The sequence below is a fragment of the Solwaraspora sp. WMMA2056 genome (assembly GCF_030345095.1).
Classification (GTDB): domain Bacteria; phylum Actinomycetota; class Actinomycetes; order Mycobacteriales; family Micromonosporaceae; genus Micromonospora_E.
The window spans coordinates 5,044,594-5,067,096 of the sequence record NZ_CP128360.1; the positions used below are offsets into that span (position 1 = coordinate 5,044,594).

Consider the following 22,503-nt stretch of genomic DNA (forward strand, 5'->3'; position numbering starts at 1 on the left):
CGCGCCGGCGACCCGTCGGGACGATGATCTGCAGGCGTGCGCTCAGCCGACCGCCTCGGCGGTGAACAGCGCCGCCTGTTGCGGGTGCAACAGCGGCGCGGGCAGCCCGATCTCGGCCAGCACCCGGCCGGGCAGGACCGCCTCGCCCCGCTGCAGCCAGGCCGGCGGGCGCACCTGCAACGTCGTCGGCGCCGGGCCGATCCGCAGTGGACTCACCCGGTAGCGGCGCTGCGGGTCGAGGCCGGCCAGCCGCAGCGGCACCGGCAGCGCCGACCGCGCCGCGTCGAGCGCCACCAGAGCGAACACGCCGGCGCTGCGGTCGGCGTCGACGACCCCGTACAGCTGCCGGGCCGGGTCGGGGCTGTCGGTACGCACCAGCGTCCCGGTGTGCAGCAGCGGCCGCAGCCGCCGGTACGCGGCGATCCACCCGGCGACGTCGGCACGTTCGGCGTCGGTCGCGGCGGTCAGGTCCCATTCGATCCCGGCGTGCCCGAACAGCGCGGTGGCCAGCCGGAAACCCAGGTCGGTGGCCCGGCCGGTGACGTGCGCGGTGCCGGCACCCAGATGCCCGCCGAGGTACTCCAGCGGCATCAGTACGCTGGTCCAGCGCAGGATCCGCTGCCGGTCGAGCGGATCGTTGGTGTCGGAGGTCCAGAACCGGTCGACCAGTTCGCCGATGCCCAGGTCGATGCGGCCGCCACCGGAGGCACAGCTTTCGATCTCCAGGTCCGGGTGGGTCACCCGCAGGTCGGCCAGGAGCCGGTACAGCGCCGTGGTCTGCCGGTGCGCGCCGCCCGCCGCGAGCAGGTCGCGGTTGTGATCCCACTTGAGGTAGGCGATCGGGTACGTGTCGAGCAGCGCGCCGAGCCGCTCCCGCAGATACCGGTAGGCGTCCGGGTTGTCCAGGTCGAGCACCCGCTGGTACCGCCAGGTCGGGGCGTGCGTCGGCCCGAGCAGCCAGTCGGGGTGGGCGCGGGCGAGGTCGGAGTCGGGGCTGACCATCTCCGGTTCCACCCAGAGCCCGAAGTCCATGCCCCGGGAGCGGACCCGGTCGACCAGCGGCCCCAGGCCGGCCGGCCAGCGCTGCGGGTCGACGGACCAGTCGCCGAGCGCCCGCCGGTCGTCGACCCGGCCGGTGAACCAGCCGTCGTCGAGGACGAAGCGTTCGACGCCGACCTGCGCGGCGGCGTCGACGAGCCGGGTCAGCCGGTCGAGATCGTGGTCGAAGTAGACCGCTTCCCAGGTGTTGAGCACCACCGGTCGGGGTCCGCGCAGTGGCCGGCGGGCCCGGATCCAGCCGTGCAGCCGCTCGGAGAGTCCGTCGAGTCCGGCGTCGGAGCAGACGGCGACCGTCCACGGCGTGGTGTAGATGCTGTCGGGCGGCAGGATCATCTCGCCGGGGGCGAGCAGTTCACCGGCGCCGAGCAGGCTGTGCCCGGTGGCCTGGCGTTCGGCGTACAGCTGCTTGTCGCCGCTCCACGCCAGGTGCACCGCCCAGACCTGGCCGTGCCGGAACCCGAACCCGGCGGTGCCGGCGACCATCAGGTACGGGTCGTCGTGGCCGGGTCGGCCGTGGCGGGTCTGCCGGGTCCACGTGCCGTCGCGCATCCGGCCACGCTGCGGGCGCCGCTCGTGGGCCCACAGCCCGGTGAAGTCGAGCACCTCATCGGCCTGCTCCGGCACCGGCAGCACGACGTCCGCCGCCGTCAGGTGCAGGTCGACCTCGGCGGTGTTGCGCACCTGGTGGCGGACCCGCAGGACGCCCTGCTCGCTGAGCGAGACATCGGTGGTGACCCGCAGCCCGCCGGCGGCGGGGCCGCACTCGATCACCAGGTCACGGGGACCGGTCCGGCCGACGGTGTGCAACCGCAGGTCGTCGACGGGTCGACCGGCCCCGGGTCTGCCGTCGCCGGGCCGCCCGGCCCAGTGTCCGGCGATGCCGGGCCGGCCGGTCCAGCCCTGACCCGGGGTGGGCAGCAGGGTGAGCCGCAGCGGCTGGTCGACCGCGCTGGGTGGCACCGGCGGGGTCGCCGCCTCCGCCAGATCGGTCAGCTCGGCCTCGGTGAGGTCGCCGAGGTCGCCGCCCCAGTGCAGGACGACCGGTGGGTACGGGCCACGGGCGTCCAGCACGAGGCTGGCGCCCGCGGCCCGCAGGTGCGCGATCAAATGGTCACTCCGCTACCGGGATGGACTGGGACTTCAGGGTATCCACGGTAGAGGTCTGGGCGGCGGTCAGCGCGTCCAGCAGGGTGCCCTGCCCGGAGACCGCCGCCTTGAAGCCGTCGGAGGCGTCGGCGTAGGTCTGGGTCATCGTCGGGCCCCAGACGAAGTCCGCGGCGACCTGCGCCGACGCCTCGGCGAAGACCTCGTAGATCGGCTGGCCGCCGTAGAACTCCACGCCCTCGCGCAACGCCGGCAGCTGGGCACCGGCGGTGGTCGCCGGGTAGAGGTTCGCCTCGGCGTTGAGCAGGGTCAGCGCTTCCTCGGAGGTGTTCAGCCAGAGGGCGAACTGAGCTGCCTCGTAGACGTGCTCGCTGCCCCGGAAAACGGCGGTGGAGGAGCCGCCCCAGTTGCCGGCGCTCTGGTCACCGGCGTTCCACTGCGGCATCGGCGCGACCGCCCACTTGCCGGCGGTGTCCGGCGCGCCGGAGCTGATCGAGTTGGCACCCCACACGGCCGACACCCAGGTCCAGGCGGAGCCGCTGTTGTAGGCGTTGTCCCACTCGGTGGTCCACGGCGGCACGGTCGAGACGAGGTCCCGGTCGATCAGGTCCTGCCAGTACTCGGCGACCTGGGTGGTCTGCGGGTCGGTCAGGTCCACCGTCCACTGGTCGCCGTCGTTGGCGAACCACCGGCCGCCGGCCTGCCAGGCCAGCCCGGCGAACTGGTTGATGTCGCTGGAGGAGAAGTTGGTGATGTAGCCGCCGGCGGCGCGGACCGTCTCGGCGGCGGCCGCGTACTCGGCCCAGGTGGTCGGCACCTCGATGCCGTTGGCCTCGAACAGGTCCGCCCGGTAGAACAGGGCCATCGGTCCGGCGTCCTGCGGTACGGCGTACGCCGAACCCTCCTCGCCGAAGCTGACCTGCCCCCAGGTCCAGTCGACGAACTGGTCCTGGGCGTCGAGCACGATGTCGCAGGCACCGAGGTCGACCAGGCCGTCCTGGACCCGGAAGCTGGGCAGTGCGTCGTACTCGATCTGGCCCAGGTCCGGCGCGTTGCCGGCCCGCAGCTGGTTGAAGAAGTTCTGGTAGGTGCCACCGTTGCCGTTCGGCCCGGTCTGCACGTTGACCTGGATGTCGGGGTTCTGCTCGTTCCAGACCTCGACCACCTGCTCGATGCCGGGGATCCAGGAGGTGAAGTCGAGGGTGACCGGGCCTTCGGCCGGGCTGCAGTCGGTGGCGGCGTCGGTACCGGTACCGGCATCGCCGGAGTCGCCGGAGGAGCAGGCGGTCAGCGCGAGCGTGCCGGCGAGCAGTACGCCGACCGTCGAGGCGGGGAGTCTCATCGAAATCCTTCTCTCGTTATCGGTGGGTGGACGAGGTACGGCGAAACAGGCAGGGTTCACTTGACCGAGCCGGCCCCGAGGCCGGTCCGCCAGAAGCGTTGGAGCAGCAGGAACGCGGCGACCAGCGGCACGATCGACAGCAGCGCGCCGACGAGCACCAGGCCACGCAGTTCGGGCAGCTGGTTGACCTGGGTGTTCCAGGTGTAGAGGCCGAGGGTGACCGGGAACAGCCGCTCGTCGCCGAGCATGATCAGCGGCAGCAGGAAGTTGTTCCAGACCGCGACGAAGTGGAACAGGAAGATGGTGACCAGCGCGGGCAGCATCAGCCGGGTGGCGACGGTGAAGAAGGTCCGTACCTCACCGGCACCGTCGAGGCGGGCCGCTTCCAACAGTTCGTCCGGCACGCTGGCGGCGGCGTAGATCCGGGCCAGGTAGACCCCGAACGGGTTGACCAGGCTGGGCAGGAAGACCGACCAGAAGGTGTTGGTCGCCTCGAACCGGCTGAAGATCAGAAACAGCGGCAGGGCGAGCGCGGTCGCCGGCACCAGCACCCCGCCGAGCACCACGTTGAACAGCGTCTCCCGGCCGGGGAACCGGTACTTGGCCAGGGCGTACCCGCACATCGCGGCGAGCAGGGTGCCGATCAGGGCGGCGCCGCCGGTGTAGGCGAGGCTGTTGAGGATCCACCGCGGGAACACCCCGTCGCGGTAGGTGAGGACCTCGGTGACGTTGTCGACCAGCGAGAAGTCGTCGAACCACAGGGGCGCGCCCTGGGTGACCCGCCCGTCGGGTTTCGCCGAGGCGACCACCAGCCACCAGATCGGCACCAGGAAGTACGCGGTGCAGACCAGCATGACCAGGGTCGCGGCGGACCGCGACAGCAGCGACTCGCGGGTCGACGTACCGGTGGACGTGCGGCCGGCGGGGGTCCGGGCCGGGGCGCTCATCGCGCGCTCCGACGCTGGGTGAACTTCAGGAACGTGAACGACAGCGCGAAGGTCGCCAAGGCGAGCACCACCGAGAAGGCCGCGGCCAGGTTGAAGTTGGGGATCGACGAGGTGGAGTAGACGGTCAGGTTCGGGGTGTAGCTGCTGGACACCGCCGAGCTGAAGGTGCGGAACACCTGCGGTTCGGCCAGCAGTTGGAGGGTGCCGATGATGGAGAAGACGGTGGTCAGCACGATCGCCGGCATCACCATCGGGATCTTGATCGACCAGGCGATCCGGGCCGGACCGGCGCCGTCGAGCCGGGCCGCCTCGTAGATCTCCGGCGGGATCGCCAGCAGCGACGAATAGATGATCAGCATGTTGTAGCCGACGTAGACCCAGGTGACGACGTTGGCGATGGACCACAGCACCAGGTCGGCGCCGAGCAGGTCGACCCGGCCGGTGACGGCGGCGAACGGCGACAGGTTGGGCGAGTACAGGAAACCCCACATGATCGCCGCGACGACGCCGGGCACCGCGTACGGCACGAAGAAGGCGAGCCGGAAGAACCGCCGCCCACGGACCAGACCGGAGTCCAGCAGCAGAGCCAGCAGCAGGGCGACGCCGAGCATCACCGGTACCTGGACCACGCCGAACAGCAGCACCCGGCCGATCGAGGACCAGAACGGGCCGTCGGTGAAGACCCGCTGGTACTGGGCGAGCCCACCGAAGACTTCCCGGGCCGGGCCGAAGGTGCCGGTGCGCTCCACGACGTACAGCGACTGGACCACGGCGTAGCCGATGGGGACGGCGTAGAAGAGCGCGAAGAGCGCCCCGAACGGCACCACGAAGATCGCGATGGCGCTCTTGTGCGGTACGGGTGCCCGGCGGCGGCCGGTTGCCGTCGACCGCGCCGTACGGGATCTGATCACCGGGCCGACTCCTCTCTGACCACCCGGACCTCGCCGGGGCCGACCCGCAGCCGCCCGTCGACCGGGGTCCCGGTGACGAGCTCGTAGCCGGTGGCGGCGTGGCGGATCTCCCGACGGCCGTGGTTGACGACGAACAGGTAGCTGCGGTCGGCACCGACGCGGCGGATCACCTCGACCGAGCCGTCGTTCTCCGGACCGGGCGGGATAACCCCGGCCCCGTCGACGGCGGTACGCAGCACGCCGCGCAGCCCGTCGGGGGCCAACGCGGTCGCCACGTACCAGGCGGTGCCGGCACCGTGGGCGTTGCGGGTGACCGCCGGGGTGCCGGGCAGCGGGCCGTCTGCGTAGCGGGCGAGGGTCGCGGCGGTGGTGGTGCGCAACCGCTCGGTCCACCATCGGGCGTGTGCCCCGTTGTCCAGGGCGACCTCGGCACCGGGCGGCAGCGGGACGAACTCCTCGCCGACCACGCCGAGCAGGTCGCGGAAGGCACCGGGGTAGCCGCCGAGGCGGATCCGGTCGTGCTCGTCGACGATGCCGCTGTAGAAGGTCACCAGCAGGTGGCCGCCCGCGTCGACGTAGTCGGCCAGCCCTGCGGCCTGCTCGTCGGTCACCAGGTGCAGACACGACACGACGACCAGCCGGTAGCCGGTGAGATCGGCGTCGGGGGCGACGACGTCGCAGGTGACGCCGAGCTCCCGCAGGCCGGTGTAGGCGGCGTGCACCTGGTCGAGATAGCGGACCTCGGTCGACGGGCGGGCCGGACCGTCGGCCGACCACCAGGACTCCCAGCTGAACAGCATGGCCACGTCGGAGCGGACCCGGGTGCCGACGACCTCACCGACGCGGTCGAGCACCTCCGACAGCCGCAGCACCTCCCGCCAGGTGGTGGTGTCGGTGCCGGCGTGCGGCAGCATCGCCGAGTGGTACTTCTCGGCACCGGCGGCGGAGGCCCGCCACTGGAAGAAGCAGATCGAGTCGGCACCCCGGGCGACGTGGGTGAGCGAGTTGCGGATCATCTGGCCCGGCTCCTTGGCGAGGTTCCAGGGCTGCCAATTGACCGCGCCGGTCGCCTGCTCCATCAACATCCACGGCGCTCCCCCGGCCAGCCCCCGGGTGAGGTCGGCGGCGAAGGACAGTTCCGCGACCGGGTCGCCGAGCCGGTGGTCCAGATAGTGGTCGTTGGCGACGATGTCCAGGTCAGGAGCCCAGGACCAGTAGTCTAGGTTCCTGATATGAGCGGTTACCATCAGATTCGTGGTGATCGGCGCGGCGCTGTGCCGGCGCAGCACCGCCGCCTCGGCCCGATAGTGCTCCAGCAGCTGCGCGGAGCTGAACCGGTGGAAGTCCAGTAGCTGCGCCGGGTTGGCCACCGACAGGTTCGCCCGGGGTGGGTCCACCTCGTCCCAGTCGCCGTAGCGCTGACTCCAGAAGGCCGTGCCCCAGGCGTCGTTGAGCGCCTCGACGCTGCCGTAGCGCTGCCGCAGCCAGCGCCGGAACGCGACCGCGCTGGTCTCGTCGTAGCACAGCGCGTTGTGGCAGCCGAGCTCGTTGGAGACGTGCCACAGCGCCAGGGCGGGGTGCCCGCCGTAGCGGCGGGCGACCTGCTCGACCAGCGCCAGGGCGTGCTCGCGGAACACCGGTGAGCTCGGGCACCACGCCTGCCGCCCGCCGGGGAACCGGGTGGTGCCGTCGGCGGCCTGCGGCAGCACCTCGGGGTGGCGGGTGGTCAGCCAGGGCGGCGGGGAGGCGGTGCCGGTGCCGAGGTTGAGCCGGATGCCGGCGTCGTGCAGCAGGCCGATCACCTCGTCGAGGGCGGCGAAGTCGTACTCGCCCGGCCGGGGTTCGATGCTCGACCAGCCGAAGATGTTGATCGCCACCAGGTCGACGCCGGCCTGCCGCATCAGCGCGACGTCCTCGCGCCACACCGTCGACGGCCACTGCTCCGGGTTGTAGTCGCAGCCCAGTGCGATGCCGCGGATCGACGGCAGCAGTGGTGCGGCCGACCGGTCACGGGGCGGTGTCATCGGGATGTCCTCGCTGTGCGTCGCGGATGTGTGTGCACGTGCACACATTTCGTCGCGTGAACAACCGGCGAACGAATGTGTGAACGTGCACACGTTAGAGCCGGGTTCCGCCGCAGGTCAAGGGCCGGCCGCTACAGTGATCGGCGTGAACCGGCCGAGACCGACGACGAAGCGGGCCACCGTGCACGACGTCGCCGCCGCCGCCGGCGTGTCCCGGGGCACCGTCAGCCGGGTCCTCAACGGCGGCTACGTCTCCCCCACCGCCCGCGCCGCGATCCTCGCCGCCATCGCCGAGGTCGGCTACGTGCCGAACACCGCCGCCCGTAACCTGGTCACCCAGCGCTCCCAGGCGGTCGGCTTCATCGTGCTGGAACCGCACTCGCTGTTCCTGGAGGACCCGAACATCGGGGCGATCATGCTGGGGGCCAACGCGGTGCTCTCCACCGCCGAGTACCAGATGGTCAACCTGGTGGTCGACTCCGACCGCGACACCGAACGGGTCGCCCGCTACCTCAGCGGCGGTTTCGTCGACGGCGCGGTGATCGTCTCGGCCCGGGTGCACGACCCGATCACCCGGGTCGTCACCGACCTGAAACTGCCGGCCACCTTCGTCGGGCATCCGCCCGACCTGGCCCAGGAGATCCCGTACGTCGGGGTCGACAACGTCGGTTCGGCACGCGAGATCACCGCGCGGCTGGCCGCCACCGGCCGGCGGCGCATCGGCATGATCGCCGCCGCCCTGAACCGCGACTCCGGCGCCGACCGGCTCACCGGTTTCCGCCAGGGCCTCGGCGACCGGTTCGACCCCCGGCTGGTCGTCGAGGTCCCGCTCTACGACTACTCGTGCGGCGTCAGCGGCATGCAGACCCTGTTGGAGCGGGCACCCGACCTCGACGGTGTCTTCGCCGCCTCGGACGTGGTCGCGGCCGGAGCGATCCAGACCCTGCGCGAGGCCGGCCGGACCGTACCGGCCGACGTCGGCGTCGTCGGCTTCGACGACAGCGCCTGGGCCCGACGCACCAACCCGCCGCTGTCCACCGTGCACCAGCCGGCGAAGGAGATCGGCGCCCGCGCCGCCGACCTGGTGCTGTGCCAGCTCAACGGGGCACCCGTCGCACCCGGCGGGGTGCTGCTGCCCACCCCCGTCGTCTGGCGCGGATCCGCCTGACCGAAGCGGGCCGGCACGGCAGGTCAGCCCTGGTGGATCGCCTCGCCGGCGATCTCGATCAGCACCTTCTTGCCGACCAGGAAGCCGCCGCTGTCCAGCACCACGTTCCAGACCAGACCGTACTCCTCCCGGTCGATCTCGGCGGTCGCGCTGAACCCGAAGATCTCCTGCCCGTACGGATCCCGTCGGGCACCACCGAACTCGACCTGCAGGTCGACCGGGCGGGTCACGCCCTTGACGGTCAGCTCGCCGGCGAGCACGAAACGCCGGGCGCTGGCCTGCGTGGCCGGCGGTGCCGGCGCCGTACGGCCGGGACGGTGGCTGCGCAGCCGGGCCCAGTAGAAGATCGGGTCGTCGGCCTGCTGCCACTGGATGCCGGTGCTGCGGTACTCCAGCGTCGGGTATCGCTCGACATCGAGGAAATCGGCGCTGCGCAGGTGAGTGTCCCGCTCGGCATGGTTGGTGTCGATACTGGCCGTCCGGATGCTCGCCACCACCTGCGACCGCAGCGGGTCGTCCTCGACCACAATCGTCGCGCCGCCCTAGGTGAACTCGCCCCGTACCGGACTGACCATCATGTGGCGGGCAAGGAAGCCGATCCGCTTGTGGGCCGGATCGAGCTGGTAAACACCCGGCGCCGGGATGGTCATTCCACCCCAGGACCGGGTGGCGGAGCCGTTCATCGTTTACGTGTCCCCCGGTAGCTGGTACCTGTTTGCCCAGCATAGGTGGGGTGTGTGCGCCAACTGCCAGCTGCGGGTGCGGGTGGATCCTCACGTGGGCCGGCTGAGCGCCCGGCCAGTGGTGATCCCGGCCACCCGCGCCACCTACGGGATCGGCCACGACCGGACGGTACCGGGCCCACCGGAACGCAATTCCTCTTCTCGTTTTCTCCGACACTTCACCTCCCTTCGGGCGGAAAAGGCCCAGATCGATGACAAAACGCTCGCCGCACCGGCATCCGCAACCGGGAATCGACGATTTTCCGTGCTACAAAATCCCGTAGCACCCAGCCGTTGCGTGAAACGTGAAAGGGGCAACCTCTTTGAGGATCATTCGATTTTCCACACGCAGCAGAGTCGGCGCACACCGCGCCGTCGAACCACGTTCGGTCGGCAACCGGAAAAGGCGACTCGTCCTCGGATCCATTGTCGCGTCGGCCTTGTTCGCCGGTGCCACCATCGCACCGCAGGCGTACGCCACCACGGACTTCACCGGTCCCGGCATCCGCACGAGCGTGATCGACGCCGCGACCGACGAACCGGTCGCCGACATCTGTGTGTTCGCCGTACCGGTGTTCACGTTCAGCTTCGCGGACGTGTGCCCGACACGCAGCGACTCGCGTGGACGAGTCAATGTACCGGTTCCCGGGACCGGCTCGTACAACCTGTTCGCCCTGCCCGATTCGGGCAGTCGGTACGGCGCACAATGGGTGGGCCAGACCGGTGGCACGGGCACCCAGAAAGAGGCACGGTGGTTCACTTTCACCGCCGATGAGGTCAAGCCGGGCCCGACCATCCGACTGGACGACCGGTCGGTCGTGACCGGCGTACTGACCGGGGCCGACGACGCCGCCCTGGCCAACGGCACAGTCGGCATCGTCGCACCGGTCCCGGACGGTTCCCGGGATCCGCGCTACTCGCCGGTGGCCGAGGACGGCATGTTCATCATCGACTGGCTCGGGCCGTACCAGTGGCCCTTGCTGTTCAAGGCGGACGGGTACCCGTACCAGTGGAGTGGCCACGTCGGGAACCGGCTGCGGGCCACGCTCGTCGATGTGGACGTCAACGCTCCGCCGTACCAGCACGAGCTGGAGGCGGGCACCAGCGTGACCGTGGAGATCGCCGAGGCGCCCGCCGGCCCGGGTCGGATCGTGCTGCACAACGCGATCACGAAGGACCCGGTCGGGGTCGTGGAGCTCGACGACGCGGCGACCACCGCCTCGTTGGTCGTCCTCCCCCGCCAGTTGGTGAAGATCCACTGTGTCTGCAGTGCGGAGCATCGCTGGCACGGTGGCACCGATTTCAGCAGTGCGACCGGCGAACCGATCCGGACCAACGGCCCACAGGCCGTCACGTTCGCCCAGCCCAGCTGAGCGACGGCAACAGCACCGGGTACGGCCCGACGGTCCACCACGGACCGTCGGGCCGTACCCGTCACAACGGAGCAGACGATCACTCTAGAGATATGTTCGACTACTTGCAGTAGACTTAACCGCCTACGATCACCCGGCCACGGGAGGACGTACGGCGATGCGACGGCGGTGGATCCGGCTGCTCCTGGCGGTCACAGTCCTGACAGCGGCAGCAGGATGCGGGCTCGCACCGCGTACCGCAGGCGGTGAACTCACCGACGGCTGGGCCGTCATGCCGACCCCGAAACCGTTCGTTCCCGACGTCGGCGCCTGCCACCCGGTCGCCACGAACGGCACCGGCCACCGCGACGATTACACCCCCGTCACCTGCGACCGGCCGCACGACCTGGAGACCGTCTTCGTCGGCATCTTCACCGGCACGCATGCCGTCAGCGACCGCGCTCCGGCACACGGTTCGGCCGCACGTCGCGTCGCCCGCCACAGCTGCGACCAGCGGGTCCGCCAGTTCCTCGGCGACGACTGGCAGGCCGGCCGGGTACGACTGGACGTCGTCGTCCCGTCGACCGCCGCCTGGTCCGGCGGGGCCCGCTGGTACCGGTGCGACGTCGGCGAGATGACCAGCATGCAGGACCGCAGCCTGGTGACCCGCACCGGCAGCCTGGCCGGTGCGCTCGGCCCCGACGGCCCACTGCGCTGGGGCTGCTTCAACCCCGGCTCGGTCAGTGGAGGCGACGTTGACGTGCTCACCCCGGTGGCCTGCACGCAGCCGCACCGCAGCGAGTTCGCCGGCCTGTACGTCGAGAGCGACCTGCCCTACGACCAGTTCGCCGCCAACTCCGACCGGGTCCACGAACGGTGCCGGCAGGTCGTCGCCGAGTACGCCGCGCTTCCCGTCGACGACGATCTGCGGTACCGCGTCGGCACCATCTACGACTATCCCTTCAAGGACGAGTGGGACGACGGCAACCTCACCGTACGGTGCCTGCTGTGGCGCGACGACCCGCCGCTGACCCGCTCGGTCCGTGACGGCGGACCGGCCGCCCTGCCGGTGCGGCAGAACTGACCCCTACGGTGGTGCGCCACGACTGAACCGTACGGCGACGCGCTACTGCTTATCCGTCCGGCGCAGCACCGCGAGGAACATCGCGTCGGTGCCGTGCCGGTGCGGCCACAACTGCACCGACGGACCGTCACCGAGGCCCGGCATCCCCGCCGGCAACAACGGCCGCGCGTCGACGAAGTCCACCGGTACGCCGCTGCGCCGCGCCGCCTCGGTCACCGACACGTGGGTCTCCACCCGATGCGGCGAACAGGTCACATACGCCACCACCCCACCCGGGCGGACCGCGCGCAGACCGGCCGTGAGCAACTCCCGCTGCAACCGGGTCAACGGCGGCAGGTCCGACGGCTGACGGCGCCAGCGCGACTCGGGACGGCGCCGCAGCGAACCGAGCCCGGTGCACGGCGCGTCGACCAGGACCCGGTCGAAGGAAGCCGCCGGCAGATCCTCACCGGCACCGACCCGCCGGCCGTCCGTCGTCCGCACGGTCACCGGCAGCCCGCGGACCGCCTGCTCCACCAGGCGGGACCGGTGCTCGGCGATCTCCACCGCGGTGACCTGCGCGCCCCGGTCGACGGCGAGCGCGCCCAGCAGTGCCGCCTTACCGCCGGGGCCGGCGCACAGGTCCAGCCACCGGGTGTCCTGGCCGGGCACGTCGGCGGCGGTCAACGCCGCTGCCACCAGCTGCGAGCCCTCGTCCTGTACGTGCGCCCGCCCCTGCCTGATCGCCGACAGGTCACTGGGCGCGCCGCCGGACAGGTAGACGGCGTACGGCGAGAAGGCCCCCGGCGCGCCAGCGACCTCGTCGGCCAGCGCGGCCGCCTCGACCCGCCCCGGCCGGGCACACAGGTGCACCGGCGGTCGCTCGTTGTCCTCGATCAACAGCCGGGTCGTCTCCGCCAGGTCGTCGCCGAGCGCCTCGGCGAACGCCCGCACGATCCACTCCGGATGGTGGAAGGTGACCGCCAGGTGGCCGATCGGGTCGGTCTGCTCGTCGGGTGCCAGCTCAATCAGCCAGGTGTCCAGGTCACGGCCGGAGATCTCCCGCAGTACGGCGTTGGCGAACCCGACCGCGCCCGTCGCCACGTTGTGCACCAGGTCCACCGTCGACGACACGGCGGCGTGCGCCGGCACCCGGGTGTGCAGCAGCTGGTACGCGCCGAGGCGCAGTGCGTCGCGGGCCGGCGGGTCGATCCGGTCCACGCCCCGGCCGGCCGCTCGGGCGATGATCAGATCCAGGGTGCCGACCATCCGCAGGGTGCCGTAGGTCAGCTCGGTGGCGAACGCCGCGTCCCGGCCGTGGAGCTGCCGGTCCCGCAGGATCGTCGGCAGCACCAGGTTGGCGTACGCGTCGTCGCGGTGCACCGCCGCGACCGCCTCGTACGCCGCGTCCCGGGCCGGGTCGACGTGTCGGCGGCCGCGCCGCGTCCGGTCGGTGCCCACGCTCATTGGAAGAACTCGCCGGTGCTGATCCGGGCACCCCGGGCCCAGTCCGACGCCGACATGGCCTTCTTGCCAGCCGCCCGCACCTCACCCAGCGCGACCGGTACCGTCGCGGTGCCGGCCAGCAGGCGGTTGCGTTCGGCCAGCAACTCCCCCGGTTTCAGGGGCGGGCCGTCGGGCACCGGCCGGACCGGTCCGAGCTTGACCCGCTCGTCCCGCAACGTCGTCCAGGCACCGGGTGCCGGCGTGCAGGCCCGGACCCGGCGGTCCACCGCGAACGCCGGGTCGGTCCAGCGCAGCCGGGCGTCCTCCACCGACAGCTTCGGGGCGAGCGACACCCCGTCGGTCGGCTGCGTGTGCGCCCGCGCGGTCCCGGCGGCGATCCCGTCCAGCACCGCCACCAGCAGCTGGGCGCCGCTGTGCGCCAGCCGGTGCAGCAGGTCACCGGCGGTGTCGGTCGATCCGACCTGGTCGGTCACGGTGCCGAACACCGGCCCGGTGTCCAGGCCTTCCTCCAGCTGGAACACGCTCGCGCCGGTCACCTCGTCGCCGTGCAGCACCGCGTGCTGCACCGGCGCCGCCCCCCGCCAGGCGGGCAGCAGCGAGAAGTGCAGGTTGATCCAGCCGTACGCCGGGATCGCCAGCGCCACCGGCGGCACCAGCGCACCGTAGGCCACCACCGGCACGCAGTCCGGTGCCAACGCGGTCAGCCGGTCCAGGAACTCCGGCTCGCGGGGCCGTTGAGGTGTCAGCACCTCGATGCCCCGCTCGTCGGCCCAGGCACCGACCGGCGAGCGGACCAGCCGGCGGCCCCGGCCGGCCGGCGCGTCCGGCCGGGTCACCACGGCGACCAGGTCGTGTCCGCTGGCGGCGATGGCGTCCAACGCCGGTACGGCGACCTCGGGGGTGCCAGCGAAGACCAGCCGCATCCCGGTCACCTGCCCAGACCGAACGGGCTGGTGGCACCGCCGGGGCGGAACAGGCCGCCCGACGAACGGTGCGGGCTGACCTTGACGGTCGGCGGGGCGGCCTCGTCGTACCAGTCCGACTGGCGGATCGCCCGCATCGCCTCCTTACGGGTCGCCGGGTCGAGCCGGTCGAGGAACAGCACCCCGTCGAGGTGGTCGGTCTCGTGTTGTACGCAACGGGCCATCAGGCCGCTGCCGACGATCTGCACCGGGTCGCCGTACTCGTTGAAGCCCTTCGCCACGACGTTCTGTCGACGCTTGGTGTCGAAGTAGAGCCCCGGGATGGACAGGCAGCCTTCCGGGCCGTCCTGTTCCTCCTCGTCGGGAAAGTCCAGCACCGGATTCACCAGGTGGCCCAGCAGGTCGTCGACGTGGAACGTGAAGACCCGCAGCCCGACACCGAGCTGTGGCGCGGCGAGGCCGGCGCCGTTCTGATCGGTCATGCTGTCGGTCAGATCGGCGACGAGCCCGCGCAGCTCGGCGTCGAAGTCGACCACGGGCTCGGCCGCAGTGCGCAGCACCGGGTCGCCGAAGAGTCGGATGGGCTGGACGGTCACGCGGTCAGGCTCCTTGTCGTGGGCAGACGGTGTCCCCAGTCTACGGGCGTGCGCCGGTCATGGTGACGGGCGCGACGGTCGTCCATATGAAGCCGCGACGACGCTATTGACGAGATGGTGATGCAACCGTAGTACTCCGTCCCTGTTAGCGTTAACATTCCGGTTCCGCTCCAGGCTGGAGCCCGCTGCCAGCGCGCCCACCCCCGCACCGCGACCCCACCGCACCGCGACCCCACCGCACCGCGACCCACCGCACCGCGACCACAACCCCCTACCGACCCCGACCGGACGGACGCCCGCCCGCCATTGGCCCGGCGATCAGGAGGCAGCCCATGTACCTACCAACCGCACGACCCGGGCTGACCGGCAGCGCGCTGCTGGTCGGAGCACTCGTCGCCACCGCGGCCGTAGCCACCGGACCGAGCCTGGCCGACCCGCCACGACCGGAGCCGGAGTACACGATCACGGTCGATCCGGCCGCTGCCGGGGTGCCGATCAGCGACACCATGTACGGCGTCTTCTTCGAGGACATCAACTACGCCGCCGACGGCGGCCTCTACGCCGAACTGGTCCGTAACCGGTCCTTCGAGTTCCTACCAGTGGACAACCAGTCCTTCACCGGACTGACCGGCTGGGCCCCGGGCACCGAAGCCGGCGGGTCCGGCACCGCGACCCCGGTCGACGACGACGGCCGGCTCAACGATCGGAACCGCACCTACCTGCGGCTCGACCTGGACAACATCGCCGGCGGACGCTACGGGGTGACCAACTCCGGCTACAACAGCGGAATCGCCGTCGAGGCCGGCAAACGCTACGACTTCTCGGTCTGGGCCCGCACCGACTCCACCGGCAACCAGCTGACCGTCCGGCTGCTCGACGTCGACGGCCGCCGACTCGCCGAACCGCAGCGGTTGCGCGTCCACGGCGACGATTGGACCAGGTACACCGCCACGTTCACCGCCCACCGTACCTCCGACGTCGGCCGGCTCGCGGTGCTCGCCGGCGGCACCGGCACCGTACGGCTGGACATGGTGTCGCTGTTTCCTCAGGAGACCTTCCGGGGCCGACCCAACGGTCTGCGCAAGGACCTGGCCCAGAAGATCGAGGCGCTGCGGCCGGGCTTCGTCCGCTTCCCCGGCGGCTGCCTGGTCAACACCGGCAGCATGGACGGCTACGACGCCGGGTCCGGCTGGGAACGGGCCCGCTCGTACCAGTGGAAGGACACCGTCGGACCGGTGGAGACCCGGGCGACCAACGCCAACTTCTGGGGCTACAACCAGTCGTACGGACTGGGCTACTACGAGTACTTCCAGTTCGCCGAGGACATCGGCGCGATGCCGCTGCCGGTGGTACCGGCCCTGGTCACCGGCTGCGGCCAGAACCAGCCCACTGTCGACGAGCCCCTGCTGCAGCGGCACATCTCCGACACGCTGGATCTGATCGAGTTCGCCACCGGCCCGGCCGACTCCACTTGGGGCGGGCTGCGCGCCGACATGGGCCACCCGGAACCGTTCAACCTGACCCACGTCGCGGTCGGCAACGAGGAGAACCTGCCCGAGGCGTTCTTCGCCAACTTCCAGCGGTTCCGGGCCGCGATCGAGGCGCGGTACCCGCAGATCACGGTGATCAGCAACTCCGGACCGGACGACCAGGGTGCCACCTTCGACCGGCTGTGGCAGCTCAACCGGGCCGCCGGGGTGGAGATGGTCGACGAGCACTACTACAACAGCCCGGCCTGGTTCCTACAGAACAACGACCGCTACGACAGCTACGACCGCGCCGGGCCGAAGGTGTTCCTCGGCGAGTACGCCTCCCAGGACAACAAGCTCTACAACTCGCTGGCCGAGGCGGCCTTCATGACCGGGCTGGAGCGCAACGCCGACATCGTCGAGATGGCCTCGTACGCCCCGCTGCTGGCCAACATCGACCACGTCCGGTGGCGGCCGGACCTGATCTGGTTCGACAACGACGAATCCTGGGGCACGACCAGCTACCAGGTGCAGAAGCTGTTCATGACCAACGTCGGCGACCGTACGGTGCCCAGTGGGGCCACCGGGCCGGCCCTCGGCACCCAGCCGATCACCGGCCGGATCGGCCTGTCCACCTGGGCCACCTCGGCGACCTACGACGACGTGAAGGTCACCGCCCCGGACGGCACGGTGTTGTTCAGCGACGACTTCGCCACCGGGGCGGACCAGTGGACGCCGGTCGCGAACCGGGGCAGCTGGTCGGTGGTCGACGAGGCGTACACCCAGAGCGACACGGCCGCCCAGGACACCATGGTCGCCGCCGCCGAGATCACCGCCGCCGACTACGACCTGTCGCTGACCGCCACGAAGAACGCCGGCGCGGAGGGCTTCCTGATCGGGTTCGGTGTCAAGGACGCCGGCAACTTCTACTGGTGGAACCTGGGTGGTTGGAACAACACCCAGGGCGCGGTGGAGAAGGCCACGAACGGGGCCAAGGAGACGCTGATCGCCAAGCCGAACCAGATCACCACCGGCACCACGTACGACATCACCGTCAAGGTACGGGGTGACAAGGTCACCCTGCTGCTGGACGGCGAGGTGTGGGGCGAATTCGTCGACGACCGGGTCACCCGCCCGTTCGCCCAGGTCGTCACCCGCGACGAGGCCACCGGCGACCTCCTGGTCAAGGTGGTCAACGCGCAGGACAAGGCGGCCGTGACCATGATCGACCTGGGCGACCTGCCGGTCCGGTCGACCGCTCAGATGACCGTGATCAGCGGCGACCCCGCTGAGCAGAACACCCGCTCGGCCGAACCGATCCAGCCGGTCACCACCCCGCTCACCGGCGTCGCGTCCCGCTTCACGCACACCTTCGAGCCGTACTCCGTGACCTTCATCCGCATCCGCACGAAGTGAGTGAGGTGGCTTCCTTGACGTACGACGTGAACCGACGCGCCCTGCTGCGCGGCGGCCTCGGTGTCGCCGCCGCCGGCCTGGTCGGTGGGTTGACCACCGGTATCGGGCGGCCGGACGCGGCCGCCGCCGCACCGACCGCCGGCAACACCACCGGCCCGGTCGGCGCACCCACCGACGCTCAGGTGTACGGCGTCCCGACGGTCGACCCGCTCGTCCACCAGCGGGCCGACCCGTTCGTCACCTACCCGGTCGCCGGCATGTACTACTTCACCGGCTCAGTGCCGGAGTACGACCGGATCGTGGTCCGCGGCGCGCCCACCATCGCCGGGCTGGCCACCGCCGCCGAGACGGTGATCTGGCGACGGCCGGCCAGCGGCCGGATGGGCGGCCACATCTGGGCGCCGGAGCTGCACCGCATCGACGGCAAGTGGTACGTCTACTTCGCCGCCGGCGACTCCGACAACGTGTTCCGGATCCGGATGTACGTGCTGGAGTCCCCGCTGGACGACCCCCGGGACCCGGCCGGCTGGCAGTTGCGGGGTCAGATCGTCACCGAGTGGGACAGTTTCGCCCTGGACGCCACCACGTTCCACCATCACGGGCATCAGTACCTGGTCTGGGCCCAGGGTGAGCCGGAGATCGCGGTCAACTCCAGCCTGTACATCGCCGAGCTGGCCGACCCGTGGACGCTGAAGACCAAGCCGGTGCGCATCGCCACCCCGACCCGCCCGTGGGAGGTGCAGGGCTACGCGGTCAACGAAGGCGCGGCGGTGATCGTCCGCAACGGACGGGTGTTCATGACCTTCTCGGCCAGCGCCACCGACTCCCGCTACTGCATGGGCCTGCTCACCGCCGACGCCGGCGCCGACCTGCTCGACCACCGCTCCTGGACGAAGACGCCCGACCCGGTCTTCGTCACCAACGAACAGACCGGCCGGTACGGCCCGGGACACAACTCGTTCACCGTCGCCGAGGACGGTAAGACGACGGTGCTGGTCTACCACGCCCGGGACTACCGGGACATCGTCGGCGACCCGCTGTACGACCCGAACCGGCACGCCCGGGTGCAGAAGCTCTACTGGGACGCCGACGGCAATCCGCTGTTCGGGATCCCGGTCGGCGAGGGCGGGCCGATCGTGCGGCTCTCGCCCGCCGACACCAGCCGTGCCGCCTTCGTGCGTCACGTCGGTGCGACCGTGCTGGTCGACACCGACGCCCAGCGGCTGGCCGACACCCAGTTCCGCATCGGTGCCGGGCTGGCCGGGGCGGACACGGTGTCGATCCAGTCGGTCGACCGGCCGGGACACTACCTGCGGGCGGTCAACGGCACCGTACGCCTCGACCCGGCCGCCGACGACGACGAGTTCGCCGCACAGGCGAGCTTCCACCGGATTCCCCGGGTGAACGGACGCATCTCGCTGCGCCTCGCCGGGGTCCCGTCGGCTTTCGTCCGCCACGAGAACGGGCAGCTGACCATCGGTCCCGCCGCCGGGGCACAGTCTGCCTTCCGGCTCAGCTGACCGGACCCGGGCCAGAGCAGGTCGAGCGGGGCCCGGGCTAGAGCAGGTCGAGCGGGTCCCGGGCTAGAGCAGGTCGAGCGGGTCGATCTGGATGCGTACCGGCTGACCGGTCCGGCGGGCGGTGCGGGTGCCGGCCGCCGTTCGCAGGTGTCGGGCCAGCTCGGCCGCCTGCGACCGGCGGACCCGGATCAGCATCCGTTCCTGGCCGTCGGCCGCCGGCACCGGACCGAGCAGTTCGGCACCGTCCGGCATCCGCAACGCGGCCAGCAGCTCGTCGACCGCCTCGGCCGGTCCGGTCACGCTGGCCATCCGGGCCGCTGGCGGGAAACCCAGCTCGCGCCGGTCGGCGAGCTCGCGGGCCGCGAACCACCCGGGGTCCCAGCGCAGTAGCGCCTGCACCGGAGCGAGCCCGCCGTCGGCGATCACCACCACCTGGCCGCCGTCGGTCGCCGGCCGGGCCAGCGCGGCGGCGGACAGCCAGCGGCGCAGCGTCTCCTCTCCGGCGCGCAGGTCGGCCCGGGTCAGCAACGCCCAGGTGTCCAGCAGCAGAACGGCACCGTAGCCGCCGGCGGCCACCGGCTCGGCCCCGGGGGTGGCGACCACCACCGCCGGGTCGGCCGGCACCAAGGTCAGCACCTCGTCACGGCCGGAGGTCCGCACCGTGGTGCCGGGGAACGCCCGACCCAGCTCCTCGGCGGTACGCCGGGCACCGGTGACCGCGGCCCGGAGTCGCCGCCCCTGGCAGTGCGGACAGGCGTAGCCGGCGGCCGGCCGGCCACACCAGCGGCACTGTGCGGTGGCGGTCGCCGCCGGCAGGGCCAGCGGGCCGGCGCAATGCGGACAGCGGGCCGGGGTCCGGCAGTCCGCGCAGGACACGGCCGGCAGGTAGCCGCGCCGGGGCACCTGCACCAGCACCGGTGTCCCGGCCTGCAACGCCGTACGGGCGGCGGCAAAGGCCAGGCTGGGCAGTCGGGCGGTGGCGGCACCGGCGTCCCGGGCTAGTTGGGCGTCGTCGCCGGCCGGGGTGACCCGGGGGGCACGTCGCCGAACCGTCGCCCGGGCGGCGACGATCTCCCGGGCCCAGCCGGTCTCGACGAGCTGTTGTGCCTCGCCGGACCGGGCGAAGCCGCCGAGCAGTGCCGCGACCCCGCCCAGTTGTGCCCGGGTGAGCAGGACCTCCCGGGCGTGCGGGTACGGAGCGCGGGGTTCGGCGTGCACGTCGTCGCCGTCGTCCCAGATGGCGACCAGGCCCAGATCGGCGACCGGAGCGAACATCGCCGCCCGGGTGCCGACTACTACTTTCACCAGACCTCGGCTCGCCGCGAGGAACGCCCGGTAGCGGCGGGCCGGGCCGAGCGCCGCCGTGAGCACCACGTGCCGGCCGGCGCCGAGCGCCGAGCGCAGGGCCGTGTCCAGCCGGTCGACGTCGCGTCCGTCCGGTAGCACCGCGACCGCGCCCCGGCCGGCCCGTACGGCGGCGGCGATCACCTCGGCGTACCGGGCCGGCCAGTCCTCGCCGGGCAGCGGGGCCCAGACGGCGCGGGCCGGTCGGCCGTCGGCGACGGCCCGCAGGAACGCCGGCCCGGACGGGTACGCCGCCCATCCGTCAGCGTCGCTCGACGCCGCGCCGGTCGGCACCGCACCGGACGACGCCGCGTCGGGCTCAGGCTGTTCGCAGTCGGCGGCACCGGACTCCGGTGCGCGGGGTTCCTGCTCGACCCGGGCGTGTCGCGGCGGCACCGCCAACCGCAACACGTCGGCCAGGTGTCCGGCGTACCGGTCGGCGACGGTCCGGGCCAGTCCGGCGATCTCCGCGCTGAGCACCCGCTCCGGCGAGATCAGTTTGTCGAGGAAGACGAGCTTGCCGTCGTGGCCTGAGGTGGCGGCCCGTTCCAGCACCCACCCGGCCACCAGTTGGCCAGCGAAGCGGACCCGGACCCGGGTACCCGGCTGAACGCCGTCGTCGAGTTCAGCCGGGACCAGGTAGTCGAACGGCCGGTCGAGGTGCGCAAGTGGCACGTCCACACAGATCCGCGCGACCGGCAGCCGGTCTGCCGGCTGCCGGTCGGTGCGCGCGCGGGTGGTCACCGCCTCATCCTGCCTGCCCGGCCGGGCAGGCGGCGGGCGGCCCGCCAACCGACGACGCCGCTGGGATCAGGCGCCAGCGGCGGACTTCAGATCCGCTGCCCGGTCCGTGCTCTCCCACGAGAACTCCGGCAACTCCCGACCGAAATGCCCGTACGCCGCCGTCGGTCGGTAGATCGGCCGCAGCAGGTCGAGATCCCGGATGATGGCCGCCGGCCGCAGATCGAACACCTCACCGATCGCCCGCTCGATCCGCTCCACCGGCACCGTCTCCGTACCGAACGTCTCCACGAACAGGCTCACCGGATGCGCCTTGCCGATCGCGTACGCCACCTGCGCCTCGCACCGCTCCGCCAACCCCGCCGCGACCACGTTCTTCGCCACCCACCGCATCGCGTACGCCGCCGAACGGTCCACCTTCGACGGGTCCTTGCCCGAGAACGCCCCACCACCGTGCCGGGCGTACCCACCGTACGTGTCCACAATGATCTTCCGACCGGTCAGACCCGCGTCGCCCATCGGACCACCGATCTCGAACCGACCTGTAGGGTTCACCAACAACCGGTAACCCTCCGTGTCCAGCCCGAGTCCCTCCAGCTCCGGCCCGATCACGTGCTCGCGTACGTCCGGCGTCAACAGCGACTCCAGCGAGATGTCCGCCGCGTGCTGGCTCGACACCACCACCGTGTCCAACCGCACCGGACGCCACCCGTCGTACTCCACGGTCACCTGCGTCTTGCCGTCCGGCCGCAGGTACGGCACCGTCCCGTCCTTGCGGACCGCCGACAACCGTCGCGCCAACCGGTGCGCCAACGCGATCGGCAACGGCATCAGCTCGGGCGTCTCCGCACACGCGAACCCGAACATCATGCCCTGGTCGCCCGCGCCCTGCGCGTCCAACGCGTCATCGGCCGACTCACCGACCCGCAACTCGATCGCCGTGTCCACCCCCTGCGCGATGTCCGGCGACTGCGCACCGATCGACACACTCACCCCGCACGACGCCCCGTCGAACCCCTTCTTCGACGAGTCGTACCCGATCCCCAGGATCGTCTCCCGCACGATCGCCGGAATATCGGCGTACGCCTGCGTGGTGACCTCCCCGGCCACATGCACCTGACCGGTGGTGATCAACGTCTCCACAGCGACCCGCGACCGCGGGTCCTGCGCCAGCAACGCATCAAGAATCCCGTCACTGATCTGGTCAGCGATCTTGTCCGGATGACCCTCCGTCACAGACTCGGAGGTGAAAAGGCGGCGTGACACGGTACTCCTTGATTCCGAAGTCATTGGTTCACGGCAGTCTAGTCACCAACGCCGGTGTCTGGCGCCTCG

The 22,503-nt window shown here is 71.4% G+C and carries 15 protein-coding genes and 1 pseudogene; 5 read left to right on the top strand and 11 right to left on the bottom strand.

Features of this window, described 5'->3' with window-relative positions:
- Window positions 1–42: 42 nt before the first annotated feature.
- Genes O7608_RS22730 through O7608_RS22750 form a run of 5 tightly spaced genes read right to left on the bottom strand, consistent with a single transcriptional unit; the run spans window position 43 to window position 7,387 of the window.
- On the bottom strand, window positions 43–2,166 hold the full coding sequence (locus tag O7608_RS22730; protein WP_289206528.1) for an alpha-galactosidase: 2,124 nt from the start codon (window positions 2,164–2,166) through the stop codon (window positions 43–45).
- A gap of 4 nt (window positions 2,167–2,170) precedes the next feature.
- Entirely contained in the window at window positions 2,171–3,505 is a 1,335-nt protein-coding gene (locus O7608_RS22735; protein ID WP_289206529.1) for an ABC transporter substrate-binding protein, read from the bottom strand.
- 56 nt (window positions 3,506–3,561) lie between these two features.
- Window positions 3,562–4,452, bottom strand: coding sequence for a carbohydrate ABC transporter permease (locus tag O7608_RS22740; protein ID WP_353850457.1), 891 nt, complete (start codon window positions 4,450–4,452; stop codon window positions 3,562–3,564).
- A complete protein-coding gene (locus O7608_RS22745; protein WP_289206530.1) occupies window positions 4,449–5,363 on the bottom strand; it encodes a carbohydrate ABC transporter permease in 915 nt (304 codons plus the stop codon). Before O7608_RS22745 ends, O7608_RS22740 begins: the two co-directional genes overlap by 4 nt.
- Window positions 5,360–7,387 (bottom strand): beta-galactosidase, encoded by a 2,028-nt coding sequence (locus tag O7608_RS22750; protein ID WP_289206531.1) that lies wholly within the window; start codon window positions 7,385–7,387, stop codon window positions 5,360–5,362. The genes O7608_RS22745 and O7608_RS22750 overlap by 4 nt, the downstream gene beginning before the upstream one ends.
- Window positions 7,388–7,532: 145 nt before the next feature.
- On the opposite strand from O7608_RS22750, the gene O7608_RS22755 reads away from it, so the two are divergent.
- On the top strand, window positions 7,533–8,555 hold the full coding sequence (locus O7608_RS22755; protein ID WP_289206532.1) for a LacI family DNA-binding transcriptional regulator: 1,023 nt from the start codon (window positions 7,533–7,535) through the stop codon (window positions 8,553–8,555).
- Between the two features lie 23 nt (window positions 8,556–8,578).
- Here the strand turns inward: O7608_RS22755 and O7608_RS22760 are convergent.
- Window positions 8,579–9,238, bottom strand: a pseudogene (locus O7608_RS22760) (YceI family protein).
- Window positions 9,239–9,717: 479 nt separating this feature from the next.
- Between O7608_RS22760 and O7608_RS22765 the strand changes: the two are divergent.
- Together O7608_RS22765 and O7608_RS22770 are read left to right on the top strand one after the other, a co-directional pair.
- Entirely contained in the window at window positions 9,718–10,650 is a 933-nt protein-coding gene (locus O7608_RS22765) for a hypothetical protein (protein WP_289206533.1), read from the top strand.
- 157 nt (window positions 10,651–10,807) lie between these two features.
- Window positions 10,808–11,713 carry a septum formation family protein gene (locus O7608_RS22770; protein WP_289206534.1) on the top strand — a complete coding sequence of 302 codons (906 nt, stop codon included), beginning with the start codon at window positions 10,808–10,810 and terminating at the stop codon, window positions 11,711–11,713.
- Between the two features lie 42 nt (window positions 11,714–11,755).
- Here the strand turns inward: O7608_RS22770 and O7608_RS22775 are convergent, their stop codons facing one another.
- From O7608_RS22775 to def, 3 genes are read right to left on the bottom strand one after another with little or no spacing between them, the layout of a single operon-like run.
- Window positions 11,756–13,159 carry an RsmB/NOP family class I SAM-dependent RNA methyltransferase gene (locus tag O7608_RS22775; protein WP_289206535.1) on the bottom strand — a complete coding sequence of 468 codons (1,404 nt, stop codon included), beginning with the start codon at window positions 13,157–13,159 and terminating at the stop codon, window positions 11,756–11,758.
- Window positions 13,156–14,082 (bottom strand): methionyl-tRNA formyltransferase, encoded by a 927-nt coding sequence (gene fmt, locus O7608_RS22780; protein WP_289206536.1) that lies wholly within the window; start codon window positions 14,080–14,082, stop codon window positions 13,156–13,158. The genes O7608_RS22775 and fmt overlap by 4 nt, the downstream gene beginning before the upstream one ends.
- Before the next feature lie 5 nt (window positions 14,083–14,087).
- Window positions 14,088–14,678, bottom strand: a complete 591-nt coding sequence (def, locus tag O7608_RS22785; protein ID WP_289206537.1) for a peptide deformylase — start codon at window positions 14,676–14,678, stop codon at window positions 14,088–14,090.
- A 332-nt stretch (window positions 14,679–15,010) separates the two neighbouring features.
- Here def and O7608_RS22790 point away from each other — a divergent pair, with 332 nt between their 5' ends.
- Complete coding sequence (locus tag O7608_RS22790; protein ID WP_289206538.1) at window positions 15,011–17,563, top strand: alpha-L-arabinofuranosidase family protein; 2,553 nt, start codon at window positions 15,011–15,013, stop codon at window positions 17,561–17,563.
- A gap of 5 nt (window positions 17,564–17,568) precedes the next feature.
- A complete protein-coding gene (locus tag O7608_RS22795) occupies window positions 17,569–19,083 on the top strand; it encodes a family 43 glycosylhydrolase (protein ID WP_289206539.1) in 1,515 nt (504 codons plus the stop codon).
- Window positions 19,084–19,146: 63 nt separating this feature from the next.
- Here O7608_RS22795 and O7608_RS22800 read toward each other — a convergent pair whose 3' ends face one another.
- Together O7608_RS22800 and metK are read right to left on the bottom strand one after the other, a co-directional pair.
- Window positions 19,147–21,108, bottom strand: a complete 1,962-nt coding sequence (locus tag O7608_RS22800) for a primosomal protein N' (protein ID WP_289210996.1) — start codon at window positions 21,106–21,108, stop codon at window positions 19,147–19,149.
- A gap of 129 nt (window positions 21,109–21,237) precedes the next feature.
- Window positions 21,238–22,434, bottom strand: coding sequence for a methionine adenosyltransferase (gene metK / locus O7608_RS22805; protein WP_289206540.1), 1,197 nt, complete (start codon window positions 22,432–22,434; stop codon window positions 21,238–21,240).
- Between the last annotated feature and the right edge of the window lie 69 nt (window positions 22,435–22,503).